The sequence below is a fragment of the Halalkalibacter urbisdiaboli genome, assembly GCF_002156385.1.
Classification (GTDB): Bacteria; Bacillota; Bacilli; order Bacillales; family Bacillaceae_D; genus Halalkalibacter_A; species Halalkalibacter_A urbisdiaboli.
Map to the genome: position 1 here is coordinate 35841 of NZ_MVJM01000006.1, position 16551 is coordinate 52391.

Consider the following 16551-nt stretch of genomic DNA (forward strand, 5'->3'; position numbering starts at 1 on the left):
GAATTTGTTTGTTCACCTTATCAGTCAAGTTAAATAAGAAAGTGGGCTCAAGACTGTTATGACATGGTTTGAGCAGCCTTTCCTTCTTTTTTAGATTTTGGAATGTTTTCTACAATATTTTCAATTGTTTTCAACAATGTCTCATCATCTACATTTTTCGTTTTCACCGAAAATTTAATTTGTTCCCCTGCTGTTCCAAGTGAGACATTCCTTCCAAGCTTATGTGCAATTTCAAATAGTTTGGCGCCATCCATTTTTTGTGATGTTTCCAGTGATAATAAAATCGAAACCGTATCCTTTGACTCCACGATTTGTTCAATTTTTTCTTGATTTGCATGTAATTTGATTTTGGTTAGTCGTAACAAATAGTCAACTTGTTTCGGGTATTCACCGAATCGGTCAAACATTTCATCCTGGAGATCCCTCAATTCCTCAAGCTCTTCAATCCCTTTAAAACGTTTGTACATTTCAATCTTTTGCTTTGCATCTGCAATGTACGATTCAGGGATATAAGCGTCAACCTTAATATCCATCTCAACTTGGAATGCCGGCTCCTTAGGTTTATCTCCTTTTCGCTCTTCAATCGCTTCCTTCAGCATTTGTGAATATAAATCAAAACCTACAGATTCAATATATCCATGTTGTTGTGCACCAAGAAGATTACCCGCTCCACGAATCGTTAAGTCACGCATCGCAATCTTAAATCCAGATCCTAATTCAGTAAATTCCTTTATTGCCTGCAATCGTTTTTCAGCAACTTCTGTTAACACTTTATCACGTTGGTACGTAAAGTAAGCATAGGCTACTCTGTTTGAACGTCCTACACGACCACGGATCTGGTATAGCTGGGACAATCCCATCTTATCCGCATCATAAATAATAAGCGTGTTTACATTAGGAATATCGACACCGGTCTCAATGATAGTCGTCGTAACCAATACATCACTGTTACCCTCAAGGAAATCAAGCATTATTCCTTCTAGTTCTCGTTCGTTCATTTGTCCATGGGCAAATGAAACACGTGCATCAGGTACGAGCATTGAGATTTGTTCAGAGATACGCTCAATATCCTCAACCCGATTATAAAGAACATATACTTGACCTCCACGTGTAAGCTCTCGTTCAATGGCTTCTCTTACAAGAGAACCATTATATTCAACAACATATGTTTGAACTGGAAATCGATTTTCCGGTGGAGTTTCAATGACGGATAAATCACGTACTCCTAGCATCGACATATGAAGTGTCCGAGGGATTGGCGTTGCCGTTAATGTCAATACATCTATGTTTGCTTTCATTTGTTTTATCTTTTCTTTATGCGTTACACCAAAGCGTTGCTCTTCATCGACTACTAAAAGACCCAAATCTTTAAATACAACATCCTTTGATAAAAGACGGTGTGTACCAACGACTAAGTCAACTGAACCAGCTTTGACTCCTCTTAACGTTTCATTTTGCTCTTTACGTGAGCGGAAACGACTTAATACACCAATATTTATTGGGTGATCCGCGAATCTCTCCTGAATCGTCTCATAGTGCTGCTGTGCAAGAATCGTTGTTGGCACAAGGATGGCCACTTGTTTTCCATCCATAATGGCTTTGAAGGCTGCCCGGATGGCCACTTCGGTTTTCCCATATCCAACATCCCCACACAATAATCGGTCCATTGGTCGTTCCCGTTCCATATCTTCCTTTATCTCTGTAATAGCTCTTAGTTGATCCTCTGTTTCTTGGTATTGGAATGAAGATTCAAATTCTGCTTGTTCAACCCCGTCTTTCGAGAAGGCATAGCCTTTGCTTGCTTCACGTTCAGCATACAGCTTAATGAGGTCATCCGCGATGTCTTCTACCGAAGATTGAACTCGACGTTTCACCTTCTTCCAGTCATTTCCACCCAACGCGTAAATTTTAGGGTCCTTCTCTTCCGAACCTACATATTTTTGAACTTGATCAATTTGTTCTACTGGAACGTATAGCTTATCATTTCCAGCATAACGAAGATGTAAATAATCTTTATGAATACCATTAATCTCAAGTGTCTCAACCCCTAAATACTTACCAATCCCATGGTTCGTATGGACAACGAGGTCACCCACCTTTAGCTCAGAATAACTTTTAATTCGTTCTGCATTTGAAATTTTCTGTTTTCTTGGCGTGCGCTTCGTTTGCTTAGCAAAGACTTCTTCTTCCGTAATAACAACAAGCTTTTGCATCGAAAGTTCAAAGCCGCTATGCAACTGTCCAAGCATAATATGAACATGGCCATTAACTAACTCAGTTGCCCGCTCTACTACACGAGCATGAATCCCTTCATCTTCAAGATTAAGAGACAATCGATTCGCTCGATCCTTTGAGCCTGCAATAAATACAATTGCATTTCCGGCCTTTTCCCATCTTTTCACCTCAGATTGAAGCAGCTGCATTTGACCATGGAAGCTTTGCATTGATTTGCACGTAAAGCTTAAGACATTTTGCGGATTTGTAGAAGCGACATGCTTAAGAAATAGTGATAAATAGATAACCGGTGAGGGTGCTTGTTTGATCGTTTCAAATACATCAAGTGACATTGTAACGTCATGTACTACTTCCCCCTGCTCCAGTAAAGCTGTATTCCACTCTGCTTCCTCTTTTTGTAGATGGTCTTCCATTTCTTTTACACGACTCATCTCATCGATGATAATGACAGTATCGTCAGGTAAATAAGATAAAATTGAATTCTTTTCTTCATAATACAAGGACATGTATTTGTACATCCCTTGAAAACTAGACTTTTGTTTTAACTGTCCAATTTCATACGAGATATTTTGAGAAAGCTTTTCCTTTATTTGCTTTGCTTTAACCTTCTTTAAGCTATTCGTCAGACTCTCTGATAGTTTTAAAGCTGCCTGTTCATAATGTTTTTGTAATAAGATAATTTCTTGAACTGGACTTATAATCACGCTTTTTAATTCTGCTTTTGAACGTTGATTTTCAATTGTAAAACTGCGTATTGAATCAATTTCCGTATCAAATAACTCGATACGAATCGGATCCTCCTCTGTTAAAGGAAATAAGTCAATAATTCCCCCGCGTACACTTACTTCACCAGGAGATGAGACCATATCGACTCTCTGGAAGCCTATCTCGATTAGCTTCTCAATGAATGATTGAATGTCCCCGATATCTGAGCCAACCACAACATTCAGCAAAGAATTCCTCCAAAGCTCTTTCGGAGGTAAAAGTCGCCTTACTCCTGCTAAAGGAACTATGACAATCCCATTAAACTTATGTACAAGATTATTTAATACCTCAATTCGTTGAGCCTTCATTTCAGGGCTTGCGATCGCAATTTCCGAGGAAATCAGTTCATTTACTGGATATAAAAATACGTGGTCCTCACCTAATAAATCTGTTAAATCATCATATAGTTTTTGAGCTTGAAATAAATTATGTGTGATGACTAACTGCGTTCGTTTCGTCTCACGAAACAAAGAGGCCATCACTAACGTTCGAGCTGACCCTGTTAAACCGGAAAGTAGCTGTTCCTTCATATTTGATTCAAGAGCAGTCGAAACCGCTTTAATTTCCTGGCTAGACAGAAAATAATTTTGTAATCCTAACATACCTTTCCCCCTGCTATGATCATTCTAGTTAGTAGAGTCTACTTTTAAAGTTACATATTAAATATGATTAAAAATACTCCAGTTTCCCTAATAATATGTCTTAAACATCGTCTTTCCGTTCAGTTAAAAAACCTCATCTACCCTAAATTCTTTGAAAATGCGAAAAACCCTCTTTTAAATTAGAAAATCACTAGCTCCTTTAAAAAATTAACAACAGAAAAATGCTTTGGCCTGCTAAGCCAAAGCTCTCTTGCTTATGACATTATTGAATAAAAGATTCTAATTCATAAAATTCAGGATTTCTCGTTAACGCTTCATGGCAGTCTTCACAAATTACTTTAACATGAATATCACCATTTGCTTCATATGATACCATATCCGTACGTTCTTCGTTATCTAAATGATGAAAACCAAGAGCATCAGCGTCAACATGTTCTGTTAACTGACCAACCGATGTACCACAATGACGGCATTTGTAATGAATAGACATTAATTATTCAACCCTCCCTTACGAGGTAGAAGTTCACATTTGTAGTATGGACCATACAAGGAAGGGGTATACAAATTAATTAAACTTATTCATGACTTCGAGAAACGGCGTCGTAATCCAAGCTTCAATCGCCTTTCCAGATGTAATGATTGACTGATGAACCGATTCTTTTTCTTCTGGATGATAACGACCGAGTACATAGTTAACAATCGGTTCACCATTTTTCGGGCGATCGATTCCTACACGAATTCGATTAAATTCCTGTGTACCAAAATGCTGAATCAATGATTTAATGCCATTATGTCCACCCGCACTTCCTTTTTGGCGAAGTCTTATTTTTCCAACAGGCAGGTCTAAATCATCATAAACGACAACAAGATCTTCTATGTCAATTTGAAAATAATCCAAAAATGGACGCACTGACTCCCCGGATAAATTCATATATGTAAGTGGCTTTAATAAAAAAACTTTCTCTCCATTTATAACTGCGGATCCAAAGACCCCTTTAAACTTCGTTTGATTTAACTCGATGTTTAACTCACTTGCACAATGGTCAATGATGTCAAAACCGATGTTGTGTCTCGTACCGCTATATTTCTCACCTGGGTTACCTAGACCGACAATTAATTTCATCCTCTTCCCCACTTTCACTATCCGTCTTTTCTTTTCTGAAAGAGGCTGTGCCAAAAGGTTGTTTTTAACCTTTTGGCACAGCCTTCATGCAATGAGCGTAGGCTACATCTTTTAAAAGCCTTACGATGAGTGGAATTCTCATCGTAAGGCGCGTAGCGAACGGAGCCATTGCTATGCACGCATTAAGCTTTTGAAACAGCCCCTTCGAATCTATGTTATTCGTTTTCCGTTTGTTCTTCTTCGGTACCTGATTCCATTTCGGCCCCTGTTTCTTCTTCCTCTAATTGTCCAGGCTCCTGTTCGGCAGCTGGTGGTTGAATGGTTACGATTGTTTCCTCATCTTCTTGATTTATTTCAACACTTACAGCTGAACGGATGTCTCCTACTTGAATCGAATCACCAATATTTAAGTTGGAGATATCGACAGTAATTTCCTCAGGAATGTCAGTCGGTAAACATCTGACGGATAGATGATATAACAAATGTGAAACAATCCCGCCCTCTTTTTCACCAGGGGCTTCTCCTGTTAACCTTACTGCTACATCAACATCAATTTCAGACTTCATATCAACTTCAAAAAAGTCAATATGGAGGAATTCATTTTTTAAAGGATCGCGTTGTACATCATGAATCATTACTTGATGCTTGTCCTTACCGTTTAACTCCAATGAGAACAAACCATTTATCCCATTTTCACGCACTGTTTTAAGAAATTCAACACCTTCTACAGAAACAGGCTGGCTTTCAATCTTATTACCATACAATATTCCAGGAACATACCCTTCCTTACGAATTCTCCTCGTTGCTGAACCTCTTAGATCCTCACGCGGTGCTGCTTTTAAGATTGTTGCCATGATTACTCACCTCTATTTAGAATTCAACTCTCTATATCTTGTCTTCCCCTAAATAGAAAAAATAAACGTTCGAGTATAAAAATGGGACAAATTTTGCGCTTCTATTTTTTTTCATTCCACATAAACTTAATCAAATAATGTACTTACTGATGCATGCTCATGAACACGAATAATTGCTTCCGCCATAAGCTGTGCAACTGACAAAGTCCTGATTTTATCGATCTTTTTATCTTCTTCAAGAGGGATTGTGTTTGTAACAACCAATTCTTTAATTTTTGAATTTTGGATACGCTCAATTGCAGGTCCTGATAATACCGGATGCGTACAGCATGCATACACTTCTTTTGCACCGTATTCAACAAGTGCGTTCGCTGCTAACGTGATTGTTCCCGCTGTATCGATAATATCATCGATGATAATACATGTTTTCCCCTGTACATCACCAACTATATTCATAACCTCTGATACATTTGGCTTAGGTCGACGTTTATCGATAATAGCAATAGGTGCTTTTAAACGATCCGCCATTTTTCGCGCACGAACAACACCACCATGGTCAGGCGATACAATAACAACATCTTCAAGCTGTTTTTCCTTAAAGAAATCGGCTAAAATAGGGACACCTACAAGTTGATCCACTGGAATATCAAAGAACCCTTGGATTTGTGTTGCATGTAAATCAAGAGTCAAAACACGCGTCGCCCCAGCTGTTTCAATTAGGTTTGCGACTAATTTGGCCGTAATCGGCTCACGAGCACGTGCTTTACGGTCTTGTCGACCATAACCGTAATAAGGCATTACAACGTTAATCGTTTTTGCGGAAGCACGCTTTAAAGCGTCAATCATAATCAAAAGCTCCATAATATGCTCATTTGTTGGAGCTGAAGTGGATTGAATTAAATAAACATCACATCCACGAATACTTTCCTCAATATTAATTTGAACCTCTCCGTCACTAAAACGAGTGACGGAGCTTTTTCCCATTGAAACGCCAATTTTCTCAGTAATTTCGTACGCTAAATCCTTATTAGAATTTAATGTGAAAACCTTTAAACTTGGATCTCCATATTTAGCCATTTCTTTTTATTCCCTCCGCATTTATTGATCGCTTAATTATTTTACGTATCCTTCTTTATTTGTTTGTCGTGCACGAGCAATCGATAGTGCTTCACCTGGTACATTGTCAGTAATCGTTGAACCTGCAGCGACTAATGCATGCTTTCCAATTGTCACAGGGGCAATTAAATTTGCATTACAGCCAATGAAAGCACCATCTTCAATTTTCGTTAAAAACTTATTTTTTCCATCATAATTGACAGTAACCGCACCACAGCTAAAATTCACATTTTCACCAATATCAGCATCGCCAATATAGCTTAGATGTGAAGCTTTACTTCCTTTTCCTAAAGTTGATTTTTTCACCTCAACAAAGTTGCCAATTCGAACATCATCGCCAATTTCACTGTTTGGTCGAATGTGTGCAAATGGTCCAATCGATACCTGACTCCCTACTTCGCTATCATAAACAACCGATTGCCTAATCACTGTGCCATTGCCAATTTTACTTTGCTTAATTTCAGTTTGTGGCCCAATGATACAATCAGAGCCAATCTCTGTTTTGCCAATTAGGCTCGTGCCAGGGTATATCACTGTATCCTGGCCAATTGAGGCTTCTACTGAAATATACGTTTGTTCTGGATCAATCAATGTCACGCCATTTCTCATCCACTTCTCATTGATACGACGTTTCATAATCGCCTCTGCTTGAGAAAGTGCAACTCGATCATTCACCCCTAAGGTTTCCTCAAACGAAGAAGTTTGATAAGCGGCAATTGTTTCACCAGCTTTTTTTAGAATTTCAATGACATCTGGTAAATAATACTCGCCCTGAGCATTATCATTTCCTACTTTTTTCAATGTGTTAAAAAGAAATTCATTATCAAAACAATAAGTACCCGTGTTAATTTCCTTGATTTCTTTCTCTTCAACCGTAGCATCTTTATGCTCAACAATTCGTTCAACAAGTCCTTCTTGGTTTCGAACAATTCTTCCGTACCCTGATGGATCTTCTGCATGAGCTGTTAAAACAGTGGCTTTGGCTGATTCCTGCTCATGATGGGTAAGTAAATCTTGGATTGTCTTTGCTGTTAACAACGGTGTATCGCCACAAAGGACAACCGTCGTCCCTTTTTTCTCTCCTAAAACAGCTTCCGCTTGCATTACAGCATGCCCTGTTCCAAGTTGTTGCTCTTGGACCGCATACTCTACTTGTTCACCAAGCTGCTCCTGTACCACATCTGCACCGAATCCAACAATTGTTACAATTTCATCAAAGCCTAACACAGAGACTTGATCAACAACATGTTGAACCATAGGTTTTCCACACACAGGATGGAGGACTTTATATAATTTTGACTTCATCCTTGTACCTTGACCAGCTGCTAAAATCACCGCATAACGATTGCTCATGGTTTCCCCCCAGGTTCATTTTTCCCTTACGAATATATCCTAAAATGCTCACCATTTCAAGGATCGAAAGGATAGATTTATAGAAGTTATGTCGAGTTCATGAATTTCCTTACTTAAGATTTCAATTTATTTCTTTATCACGAAAAAAAAGAAGCCCCACGTTTTCGTGAGACTTCTCCTCTTTTAGGAAGCACCTGCTTCTTCGAACTCTAACTCTTCATAATCGCCAACTCGCTCATATTCTTGCAAAACAGCTGACTGAATCTTTTCTCTAGTTTGTGAAGAAATAGGATGTGCAATATCTCTAAATTCTCCATCCGGTGTTCGTTTACTTGGCATTGCTACAAATAAACCATTATTTCCGTCAATTACACGGATGTCATGAACAACAAATTCATGGTCAATCGTTATTGAAGCGATTGCGCGCATCCGACCTTCTGTATTCACACGACGTAACCTTACATCTGTAACTTGCATGATGTCCCACCACCTAATAGAATGTTTTTCATGATATACCAATTCTCGAAAAAAACCAAAATTCCTTCTTATAAAACAAAAAATTTTTAAAAAGACGCTTTTTTTTCAAAATATTTTGAAAAACCTTATTGGCAACGCTTTCAACTATGTATTTTTCTATTAAACTACTTCTTTATTACAAAAAAAGAACGTATCCCAAAAGGTCGGTTATGACCTTTTGGGATGAACATTACTTCACAAGAGCAATAACCTCAATTTCTACTAAAACATCTTTCGGTAAACGAGCAACCTCAACACATGAGCGAGCTGGCTTATGCGTATTAAAGTACTCTCCGTATACTTCATTGATAAGTGGAAAGTCGTTCATATCCTTAATAAACACTGTTGCTTTTACAACCGTTTCAAACGAAGCCCCAGCTTCAGTAAGAACCGCTTTAAGGTTATTAAATACTTGATGTGTTTGTTCTTGAACATTTCCCTGTAAAAGCTCACCTTCTGCCGTTAAAGGAATCTGTCCTGAACTATAAAACATATTGTTTACAACGATTCCTTGTGAATAAGGGCCGATTGCATCTGGTGCTTGATTAGTATGTACAACTTTCATTACATTTCATCCTCCTTAAAATAAACAGTTAACTGCTCTAATACGTTTCCAGGTTCAACTTTTATCGTTTTTTCACGTACATTCACATCGGACAAACGTGTCAATGACATATAGTCATCAATTAACCGTTCCTCTACACCGACAGATTCTACGAGTACACCAATTCCAACTAGGTCAGCCTGAAATTCTTCCAAAAGGTCAATCATCCCACGGATGGTCCCTCCTGCCTTCATAAAATCATCGACAATAAATACACGGGAGCCAGGGGATAAACTACGCCTTGCAAGGGTCATTGTTTGTATCCTTTTTGATGAGCCACTAACATAATTAATACTCACCATTGAGCCCTCTGTTACACGATGATCACGTCGAACAATGCTAACAGGAACATTTAAAAACTGACCGACCGCATAAGCCAAAGGAATTCCTTTTGTTGCTACAGTCATCACAGCATCGATCCGCTTATCTGCTAAAACAGCAGCAAATAACCGTCCAACTTCATGAATAAAACGTGGATTACCTAGCAAATCCATCATGTATAAATAGCCACCAGGCAAAATTCGTTCAGGAACAGCCAATTTATCAATGAGGCCATCTACAAGCTCCTCAGCCTCTGCTTGTCCCATTCTCGGTATGTATTTTACCCCGCCACTTGCACCAGGAATAGTCAATAACGAGCCGTATCCTTCGTCTTCAAAGATTTCTTTAACGATAACAAGATCTTCACTGATAGAGGATTTTGCAGACTGATAGCGTTCTGAAAAATGCGTAAGTGAAATCACTTCATGTGGATGCTGTAATAAAAAATAAGTCATATCAACGAGACGCCCACTACGCTTAAGTTTTTTCATAATACCTCCGCTAAAGCCGAATATTTACATATAACATAACACTTTTGTACGGTTTTTAGCAAGTGTTGTTCGAACGTATAAGCCGCACTGCATAAACATGGCTACAAAAACCTCTTAAGCCATTATAAACACGGTGAAGTCTTGATTCACGTTCAACGAGTCCAAATACCGTGGGGCCACTTCCACTCATGAGGACTCCATCTGCTCCAAATCGCTTCATTTGCTCTTTAATGTTGCGTACTTCTGGATATAAATCAAGCGTAACTGATTCAAGAACATTATGTAGGTTTTGACAAATCCCTTTGAAATCCTGCTTTGTGATTGCATCAATCATCGCTTCAGTATTTGCATGCTCTACATTAGCCACATTTAACCTTTTATAAACATCTGCGGTTGATACCCCGATTGGCGGTTTTGCTAAGATGACCCAGCACGGCGGTGGTGAATCGATTTGCTGAATAATCTCGCCACGTCCTGTTGCAAGGGCTGTCCCCCCATACACACAAAACGAAACATCAGAACCTATTTCAGCACCAATTATTGCAAGCTCGTCCAATGATAATCCGAGCGACCATAGCTCATTTAGCCCTTTTAATGTCGCTGCAGCATCACTGCTTCCACCAGCCAAACCAGCAGCTACAGGAATACGCTTTGTAATATAAATAAATACACCCTGCTTAACATTAAATCGAGCCTGTAAAAGGGCAGCAGCTTGATAAGCCAGGTTTCGATGGTCATTTGGAACAAAGCCCTCTGAGACGTCTACCTTTATCGTTCCATCTTCTGTTACTGTTAAATCAATTCGGTCAGCTAAATCGACCGTTGTCATAATCATTTCAACTTCATGAAAGCCATCATTTCGTTTTCTCAAAGCATCGAGAGATAAATTTATCTTTGCTGGTGCTTTTATTGAACATTTCACACTCGTCACCTTCTATAGTTTGCTTACGTTATTTTATCACTTGTGGAGCAAACATACCACATCAAGGCATATTTTCCTTATTTACAAAGTCCTTTTACTTAATTGCAACTGACTAAAAAAGTGTCTCAAAAGGCCTTAACCTTCCGAGACACCCCTGTTCATCGTTATCTATTTTGTTTGCTGTTGGTTCACTAATTGTTGCTCAGCTAATTGAATGGCTCGTTTAACCATGTTACCAGCATCCTTAGAACGAATACCACCCCAACCGTCTTGTTGAACGGTTTCATAGAACCCGAGTTCCTTCGCTAGCTCTTCCTTAAAGCGTTCCGACATGACACCCCGTCTTCTGCTCATTGGTCAACAACTCCTTTGTAGTAACGATGACCATCTTAGTGTTTGCAAACAAACATAAAATATGACCTCCTCTCAATAAAAGGAAGTCACTTTATTACTGCTATGCTTTAATAACAGAAGCACTTTCTTCTTCGTCACAAAGCATTAATTCAACGGTTTCGGTTAAAATATCCGCGTAACTATATGATACACGTTCGAAGGCATTTTGTTGTTCATCTAACTTAACGATGAAAACTGAAGGGTATGTCTCTTCAAGAAGCCCGGAACGCTCCATCGTTTTCCGACGTCCTCCGTTTGCCTTAATCGTGATCCGTTTCCCTACATTGGCATCTAATGCACGCTTAATGTCTATTAACGTTTTTCCCATTAATACACCCCACCTCACTGTATAATGATTATAGCACGCTACACGTTTTTTGTCAAATAAATAAAAAATTATACCAACTGTGCAAGATGATTGTCAATAATTTCGACTAAATATGTGTGTGTATTTTTTTTATTCGTGCTATATCCTATATTTTGTCTAACTTTGACAGATAATATGTAAAAATTTTAAAATTACTTTGTCACATACCGCATTAAGCCCCATTATGCTTTCATAATGGGGCAAACTGGTAATTATAAACTAGTCATACTTCATTGGCATTCCGCGCCGCATTACACCTTTTGTTTCAACGCCACCTAATCCTTTATCTCCTGTAATTGTATTTCTTAAAACATCCCATAGCTCAATGCGATCCATAAAGGATGTCATGCTTACTTTTGACGCAATATAAACAGGATCAAGTGCATGAATATTAATTCTGTCAGGAGAGCTTGCAAAATTTGCTCCTGCCTTAATTAAGGTTTCAAAATGTGACTGACATGCACCAGCAAAAATGATTAAATTATCACGGTTTGCAACATGCTTCCTTGCAATTCTAACGCATTCTGCAAAGTATTTTGTATTGCGGTACGCCCTCAGGTCTCCTTCTTCTCCTCTAGACTTTAAATAAGCGTCATGCCCTGTCACAACGACAATATCTGGCTGTACCATTTCTAGAAGTGAAGCGATTTGCTCAGGCATTTCCTTTTCATGTAGATGCACACCATATACAGGGACCCCTAAGCGCTCATAAAGCTCAGTACACTTTCTCAAATAGAGTCCATCACCATCTATGTGCAGTACGCGCCCTCTTAGCTCAAAAAAAGAAGCGTCTGTCGAATAGCCCGATGAGACATGATAATCATTTCGTTGTTTCATTAGCTTGGCATCTTGACGAAATAAGCGATACGATTGTTCTTCTTTTTCCTTTGCTCTCTTCCGTCTTTCTTCTTGTTCCTTCTCTGTGATTACCACTATATCGTCTATAGGAGCATCGGCAAGTAGACGCATCTCTTCACCCGCCAATTCTACATATCGACCTTCGATGGAAACAACACGAAATAATAAATCACACTTATAGGAAAGACGAGCCACAATATCTCCTGTACTTAATTTCATCGGCACTCCTCCTCTTCCCTTAGCCTATGTAAGAAGGAGGGTACAGGTGCTAGCCTTGTAAAGATTTATATAATGAATCACTTAGCCTTGCAAACTCTTCAATGGAGAGTGTTTCACCACGACGTCTCGGGTCAATATTCGCTTCGGCTAACGCCGCTTCAATTTCAGCCTTTTTCTCTTTTGGACCAAGGTTATGAACAAGATTATTTAAAATCGTTTTTCGGCGATTCGCGAAGCTAGAATGAAATACTTTAAAAAAGTATCCTTCATCCAATACATCAACAGCTGGCTTTTCACGAATCGTTAATCTAAGCACAGCAGAATCTACTTTTGGCTGTGGAACAAATACACTCGCTGGGACCGTCATTACCTTCTCTGCAACTGCATAATATTGGGCAGCAATCGATAATGAACCATATTCCTTCGAGCCAGGCTTAGCCGCTATACGATCAGCAACCTCCGCCTGAATCATCACAACAATCCCTCGTATTGGTAACTTTTCTTCAAGTAGTTTCATCAAAATGGGCGTCGTAACATAGTAGGGCAGATTAGCAACGACCATCAGATCTTTTCCTTCAGAAAATTGCTCCTTAATAACTTGATGTATATTAGCCTTAAGCACATCCGAATGAATTACGTTTACGTTAGGATACGGGCTTAGCGTATCTTTAAGAACCGGGAGAAGACGCTGGTCAATTTCAAACGCTACTACCTGATCCACACGTTTAGCAAGCTGCTCCGTTAATGCGCCAATTCCTGGTCCAATTTCAATTGCACCAGATTCTCCTGTTACACCTGCAGCATCAACAATATTACGAAGAATATTTGTATCAATGAGAAAGTTTTGTCCTAAGCTTTTCTTAAAGCTAAACTTATACTTCTCTAATATTTGTTTTGTGCGAAGCGGAGTTGCTATATCTTTTATTGTCATGATTCGTTTTCCTCCTCAAACACTTGCTTAATCGCTTTTGAAAATTCATCTTCACTAATTTGAAACATGTGAAGACGTTTATGCAATTGCTTTCCATTTGCATAGCCAATATTTAATAAATGACCTAGCTTTTCACGACGTTCCTTTGACCTCTCACCTGCTATTAACCCCGCAGCATGAAGGTCCTGCCACGTTACGACTTCCACAGGTTCTTCTATGAATTCTTTTTTTACATGCTTTAATGCTTCTCTTATGGCTTCTGGAGAGGCATTTTCTATCCCTAAGTCATCGCCTTTCTTTGAAATCGCCTCATGTTTTGGTAGAAATGCATGCTTGCAACCTGGCACTTTCGTACTTACGATACGTCGAATGCGTTCTCCAGGATAGTCCGGATCAGTAAGAATTATCACGCCTCTTCTCTTTTGTGCTAACGCGATTCTAGCAATTACTTTTTCATTTACTGCAGAGCCGTTTGTTTCAATTGTATCGGCATCCACTGCCCGTTTAATAGCTACCGTATCGTCACGCCCTTCAACGACGATCATTTCTTTTACTTTCATCGCTCGCGCCCCTAATCTAAATTTGTCCTCTTATTGTAGCCCTTTTTTAGTCAAAAAAAAAGCACAGAGCGATTTCACTCTGTGCATATAGAAGAACTATTCTAATATCGTGATCTTAACCTGTTTACGGCCCCAACGACGAGCTTCCGCTTGTGTTGCGACATGAACATCAATTTTATTACCTTTAATTGCGCCACCTGTATCCCCGGCAATTGCATTTCCATATCCTTCCACATAAACCCGCGATCCTAACGGAATAACGTTCGGATCAACAGCAATTACCTTGGCATTACGATTATTATTAAGATTAATTCCAGTCGCAGTAATACCACTACATCCGTTACAAGAAGCTGTATAGGCAGTTGCTGTAACAGTAAATGTTCGGCCTTTCTTGCCTTCAGCAGATTGTGTTGGACTTGAACCACGAGAGACACTAGGTGCAGTTGGTCTCGTACCGACGGCAACAATCTTATCTTGGCTCTCGCGAACAGTTTCTGTTTCAATAAGCTCCCGTGACACTTCTTCACCATCTTCAAGGATGACTTCATAGTGCTTGTTCACTTGACCGGCTTCTCCAGCCTGAACTACCTTCTCTTTCCCGTTGTCTAAATTATTATCCTTTCGAGTAACCGTACCAAAAGCAACGGTCTCTTCCACCACATCGGTGACTTTTTCTACGCGAATCACTCGAATATCTGTTCCTTCGTTTACTTGCTCTTCTGGCGCCGGTTCGACGCGATCAAGTTCTCCTAACGAAACATTTTCTCTCTCTAAAAAGTCAGCGACAGTCGTCGAAGTTGTCCAAATCTCACGTTGCTCACCATCACTAGTTAACTCGACTTGAAAAGCAGATTCATAGACTATATCCATTTCTTCGGATACATCTGTTGAAAGTGGCGGTTCAATCTTATCATGTTTAGAATAAGCAATCTCTAGTTCATCTATTAGTTCTTTTACTGTATCTGCCGTTGTCCAAACGACTTGCTCCTCACCTTCGATAGTAACATTGACTTCCTTTGCAGGCTCCCAAGAAATCACCATATTTCCAGCAATCTTTTCATCAAGCGCTGGCTCAATTTTGTCATGTTCCTGGACATTCCATTCTTGCTCCATCATGAATTCAGCAACAGTCGATGCATGTGTTTGCACCGTATATTCTTCCCCTTCTAGTGAAAGTGTAACCGTTGCCTTCGTCGTCTCGTATACAGCGTAAATCATCACGCCTACGAAGAGAATGAGACTTATGACGGAGATGACTAACCTCTTTCCAAACACTTGCCTGGGAAGAAGCTTGCGTATGTTCGCTTCCATGTCATCAATTCCTCCTTCTCAACGAACCGAATTATAAACACTGTACCTCCCTTTGTCAACTTTTTAATTTTTTTCAATTGGCGCAATAGTCTTATTATCCATGATGCTAACGCCAAATGAAATAAAATCTTCTCGACACGTCCAATCTATGCAGCACGTTCCTCGTGTAGAACAAAAACGAATCATAAAAAAGTTAGACAAGCTTCGGCAACGGTCTTCATGATTCTTTGTCAAACAATGCCAAAAAGTTTTTTTGCATTGTTTCTTGTTGCTATGGCTAATTGTTCATAAGACATCTCACGTAACTCCGCAATTTGCTCTGCTACTAGCTTTACATAGGCAGGCTCATTCCGTTTTCCACGATTGGGGTGAGGTGCCAAATACGGGCAATCTGTTTCAATGAGCAGACGATCAAGTGGGATGTCTTTCGCCACTTCTTTTGGACGTTTTGCATTTTTAAATGTAACAGGCCCGCCGAAGGAAATATGGAAATTTAAATTCAAACAGATTTGCGCGATTTCTAAACTTCCTCCAAAGCAGTGCATGATGCCCCCTACTTCATCTGCCCCTTCTTCCTTGAGAATATCAACAATATCTTGGTCAGCATCGCGATTATGAATAATAATTGGCATCTTCACCTTTTTTGCTAAGCGGATTTGCTTTCGAAACACCTCTTTTTGGACCTCCTTTGGCGACTTATCCCAATGATAATCTAGGCCCATTTCTCCTAAGGCAACAACCTTAGGATGCTGCGAAAGCTCCTCAATCCACTCTAAATGACTTTCGGTCATATCAACTGCATCAACAGGATGCCAGCCAACTGCTGCATATAGATTTTCGTAAGCTTTAACTAATTCCAGCGCACGAGTAATGGTCTTTTCATCAAAGCCTACGACAACCATTTCCCTTACTCCTACCTCCACAGCACGTTTCATCACGTCCTCTACATCTTCTTCAAATTGATCAGCATTAAGATGGACATGAGTATCAAATAACATGTCAACAACCTC

Annotated in this window: 17 protein-coding genes; all 17 read right to left on the bottom strand. The window is 39.4% G+C overall.

Going from position 1 to position 16551, the window contains the following annotated elements; translation table 11 throughout:
- Window positions 1-56: 56 nt before the first annotated feature.
- The 17 genes from mfd to B1R93_RS21435 all read right to left on the bottom strand — a co-directional run bounded on the left by mfd (window position 57) and on the right by B1R93_RS21435 (window position 16539).
- Complete coding sequence (mfd, locus tag B1R93_RS21355) at window positions 57-3602, bottom strand: transcription-repair coupling factor (RefSeq protein WP_088105934.1); 3546 nt, start codon at window positions 3600-3602, stop codon at window positions 57-59.
- 262 nt (window positions 3603-3864) lie between these two features.
- Window positions 3865-4092: an anti-sigma-F factor Fin gene (fin, locus tag B1R93_RS21360; RefSeq protein ID WP_088105935.1), complete on the bottom strand. Its 228-nt coding sequence runs from the start codon at window positions 4090-4092 to the stop codon at window positions 3865-3867.
- A 75-nt stretch (window positions 4093-4167) separates the two neighbouring features.
- On the bottom strand, window positions 4168-4725 hold the full coding sequence (gene pth, locus B1R93_RS21365) for an aminoacyl-tRNA hydrolase (protein WP_088105936.1): 558 nt from the start codon (window positions 4723-4725) through the stop codon (window positions 4168-4170).
- Window positions 4726-4940: 215 nt separating this feature from the next.
- Window positions 4941-5579 (bottom strand): 50S ribosomal protein L25/general stress protein Ctc, encoded by a 639-nt coding sequence (locus B1R93_RS21370; protein ID WP_088105937.1) that lies wholly within the window; start codon window positions 5577-5579, stop codon window positions 4941-4943.
- 126 nt (window positions 5580-5705) lie between these two features.
- Window positions 5706-6656, bottom strand: coding sequence for a ribose-phosphate diphosphokinase (locus B1R93_RS21375; protein ID WP_088105938.1), 951 nt, complete (start codon window positions 6654-6656; stop codon window positions 5706-5708).
- Window positions 6657-6692: 36 nt separating this feature from the next.
- Window positions 6693-8048, bottom strand: a complete 1356-nt coding sequence (glmU, locus tag B1R93_RS21380) for a bifunctional UDP-N-acetylglucosamine diphosphorylase/glucosamine-1-phosphate N-acetyltransferase GlmU (protein WP_088105939.1) — start codon at window positions 8046-8048, stop codon at window positions 6693-6695.
- A 183-nt stretch (window positions 8049-8231) separates the two neighbouring features.
- Window positions 8232-8525, bottom strand: coding sequence for a septation regulator SpoVG (spoVG, locus tag B1R93_RS21385; RefSeq protein ID WP_088105940.1), 294 nt, complete (start codon window positions 8523-8525; stop codon window positions 8232-8234).
- 229 nt (window positions 8526-8754) lie between these two features.
- Window positions 8755-9129: a 2-iminobutanoate/2-iminopropanoate deaminase gene (gene ridA, locus B1R93_RS21390; RefSeq protein ID WP_088105941.1), complete on the bottom strand. Its 375-nt coding sequence runs from the start codon at window positions 9127-9129 to the stop codon at window positions 8755-8757.
- Window positions 9129-9980 (bottom strand): pur operon repressor, encoded by an 852-nt coding sequence (gene purR, locus B1R93_RS21395; protein WP_088105942.1) that lies wholly within the window; start codon window positions 9978-9980, stop codon window positions 9129-9131. The genes ridA and purR overlap by 1 nt, the downstream gene beginning before the upstream one ends.
- A 55-nt stretch (window positions 9981-10035) precedes the next feature.
- Entirely contained in the window at window positions 10036-10902 is an 867-nt protein-coding gene (gene ispE, locus B1R93_RS21400) for a 4-(cytidine 5'-diphospho)-2-C-methyl-D-erythritol kinase (RefSeq protein WP_088105943.1), read from the bottom strand.
- A gap of 168 nt (window positions 10903-11070) precedes the next feature.
- Window positions 11071-11256 carry a small, acid-soluble spore protein, alpha/beta type gene (locus B1R93_RS21405; protein ID WP_088105944.1) on the bottom strand — a complete coding sequence of 62 codons (186 nt, stop codon included), beginning with the start codon at window positions 11254-11256 and terminating at the stop codon, window positions 11071-11073.
- A 100-nt stretch (window positions 11257-11356) separates the two neighbouring features.
- Entirely contained in the window at window positions 11357-11623 is a 267-nt protein-coding gene (veg, locus tag B1R93_RS21410; RefSeq protein ID WP_088105945.1) for a biofilm formation stimulator Veg, read from the bottom strand.
- A gap of 258 nt (window positions 11624-11881) precedes the next feature.
- The gene (gene yabG, locus B1R93_RS21415) at window positions 11882-12739 is read right to left on the bottom strand and encodes a sporulation peptidase YabG (RefSeq protein ID WP_088105946.1); all 858 of its coding nucleotides are present in this window, start codon (window positions 12737-12739) and stop codon (window positions 11882-11884) included.
- Between the two features lie 49 nt (window positions 12740-12788).
- Window positions 12789-13670, bottom strand: a complete 882-nt coding sequence (gene rsmA / locus B1R93_RS21420) for a 16S rRNA (adenine(1518)-N(6)/adenine(1519)-N(6))-dimethyltransferase RsmA (protein ID WP_088105947.1) — start codon at window positions 13668-13670, stop codon at window positions 12789-12791.
- The gene (gene rnmV / locus B1R93_RS21425; protein WP_088105948.1) at window positions 13667-14230 is read right to left on the bottom strand and encodes a ribonuclease M5; all 564 of its coding nucleotides are present in this window, start codon (window positions 14228-14230) and stop codon (window positions 13667-13669) included. Before rnmV ends, rsmA begins: the two co-directional genes overlap by 4 nt.
- A gap of 96 nt (window positions 14231-14326) precedes the next feature.
- Window positions 14327-15541: a G5 and 3D domain-containing protein gene (locus B1R93_RS21430; RefSeq protein ID WP_088105949.1), complete on the bottom strand. Its 1215-nt coding sequence runs from the start codon at window positions 15539-15541 to the stop codon at window positions 14327-14329.
- Between the two features lie 230 nt (window positions 15542-15771).
- Window positions 15772-16539: a TatD family hydrolase gene (locus tag B1R93_RS21435; RefSeq protein ID WP_088105950.1), complete on the bottom strand. Its 768-nt coding sequence runs from the start codon at window positions 16537-16539 to the stop codon at window positions 15772-15774.
- Between the last annotated feature and the right edge of the window lie 12 nt (window positions 16540-16551).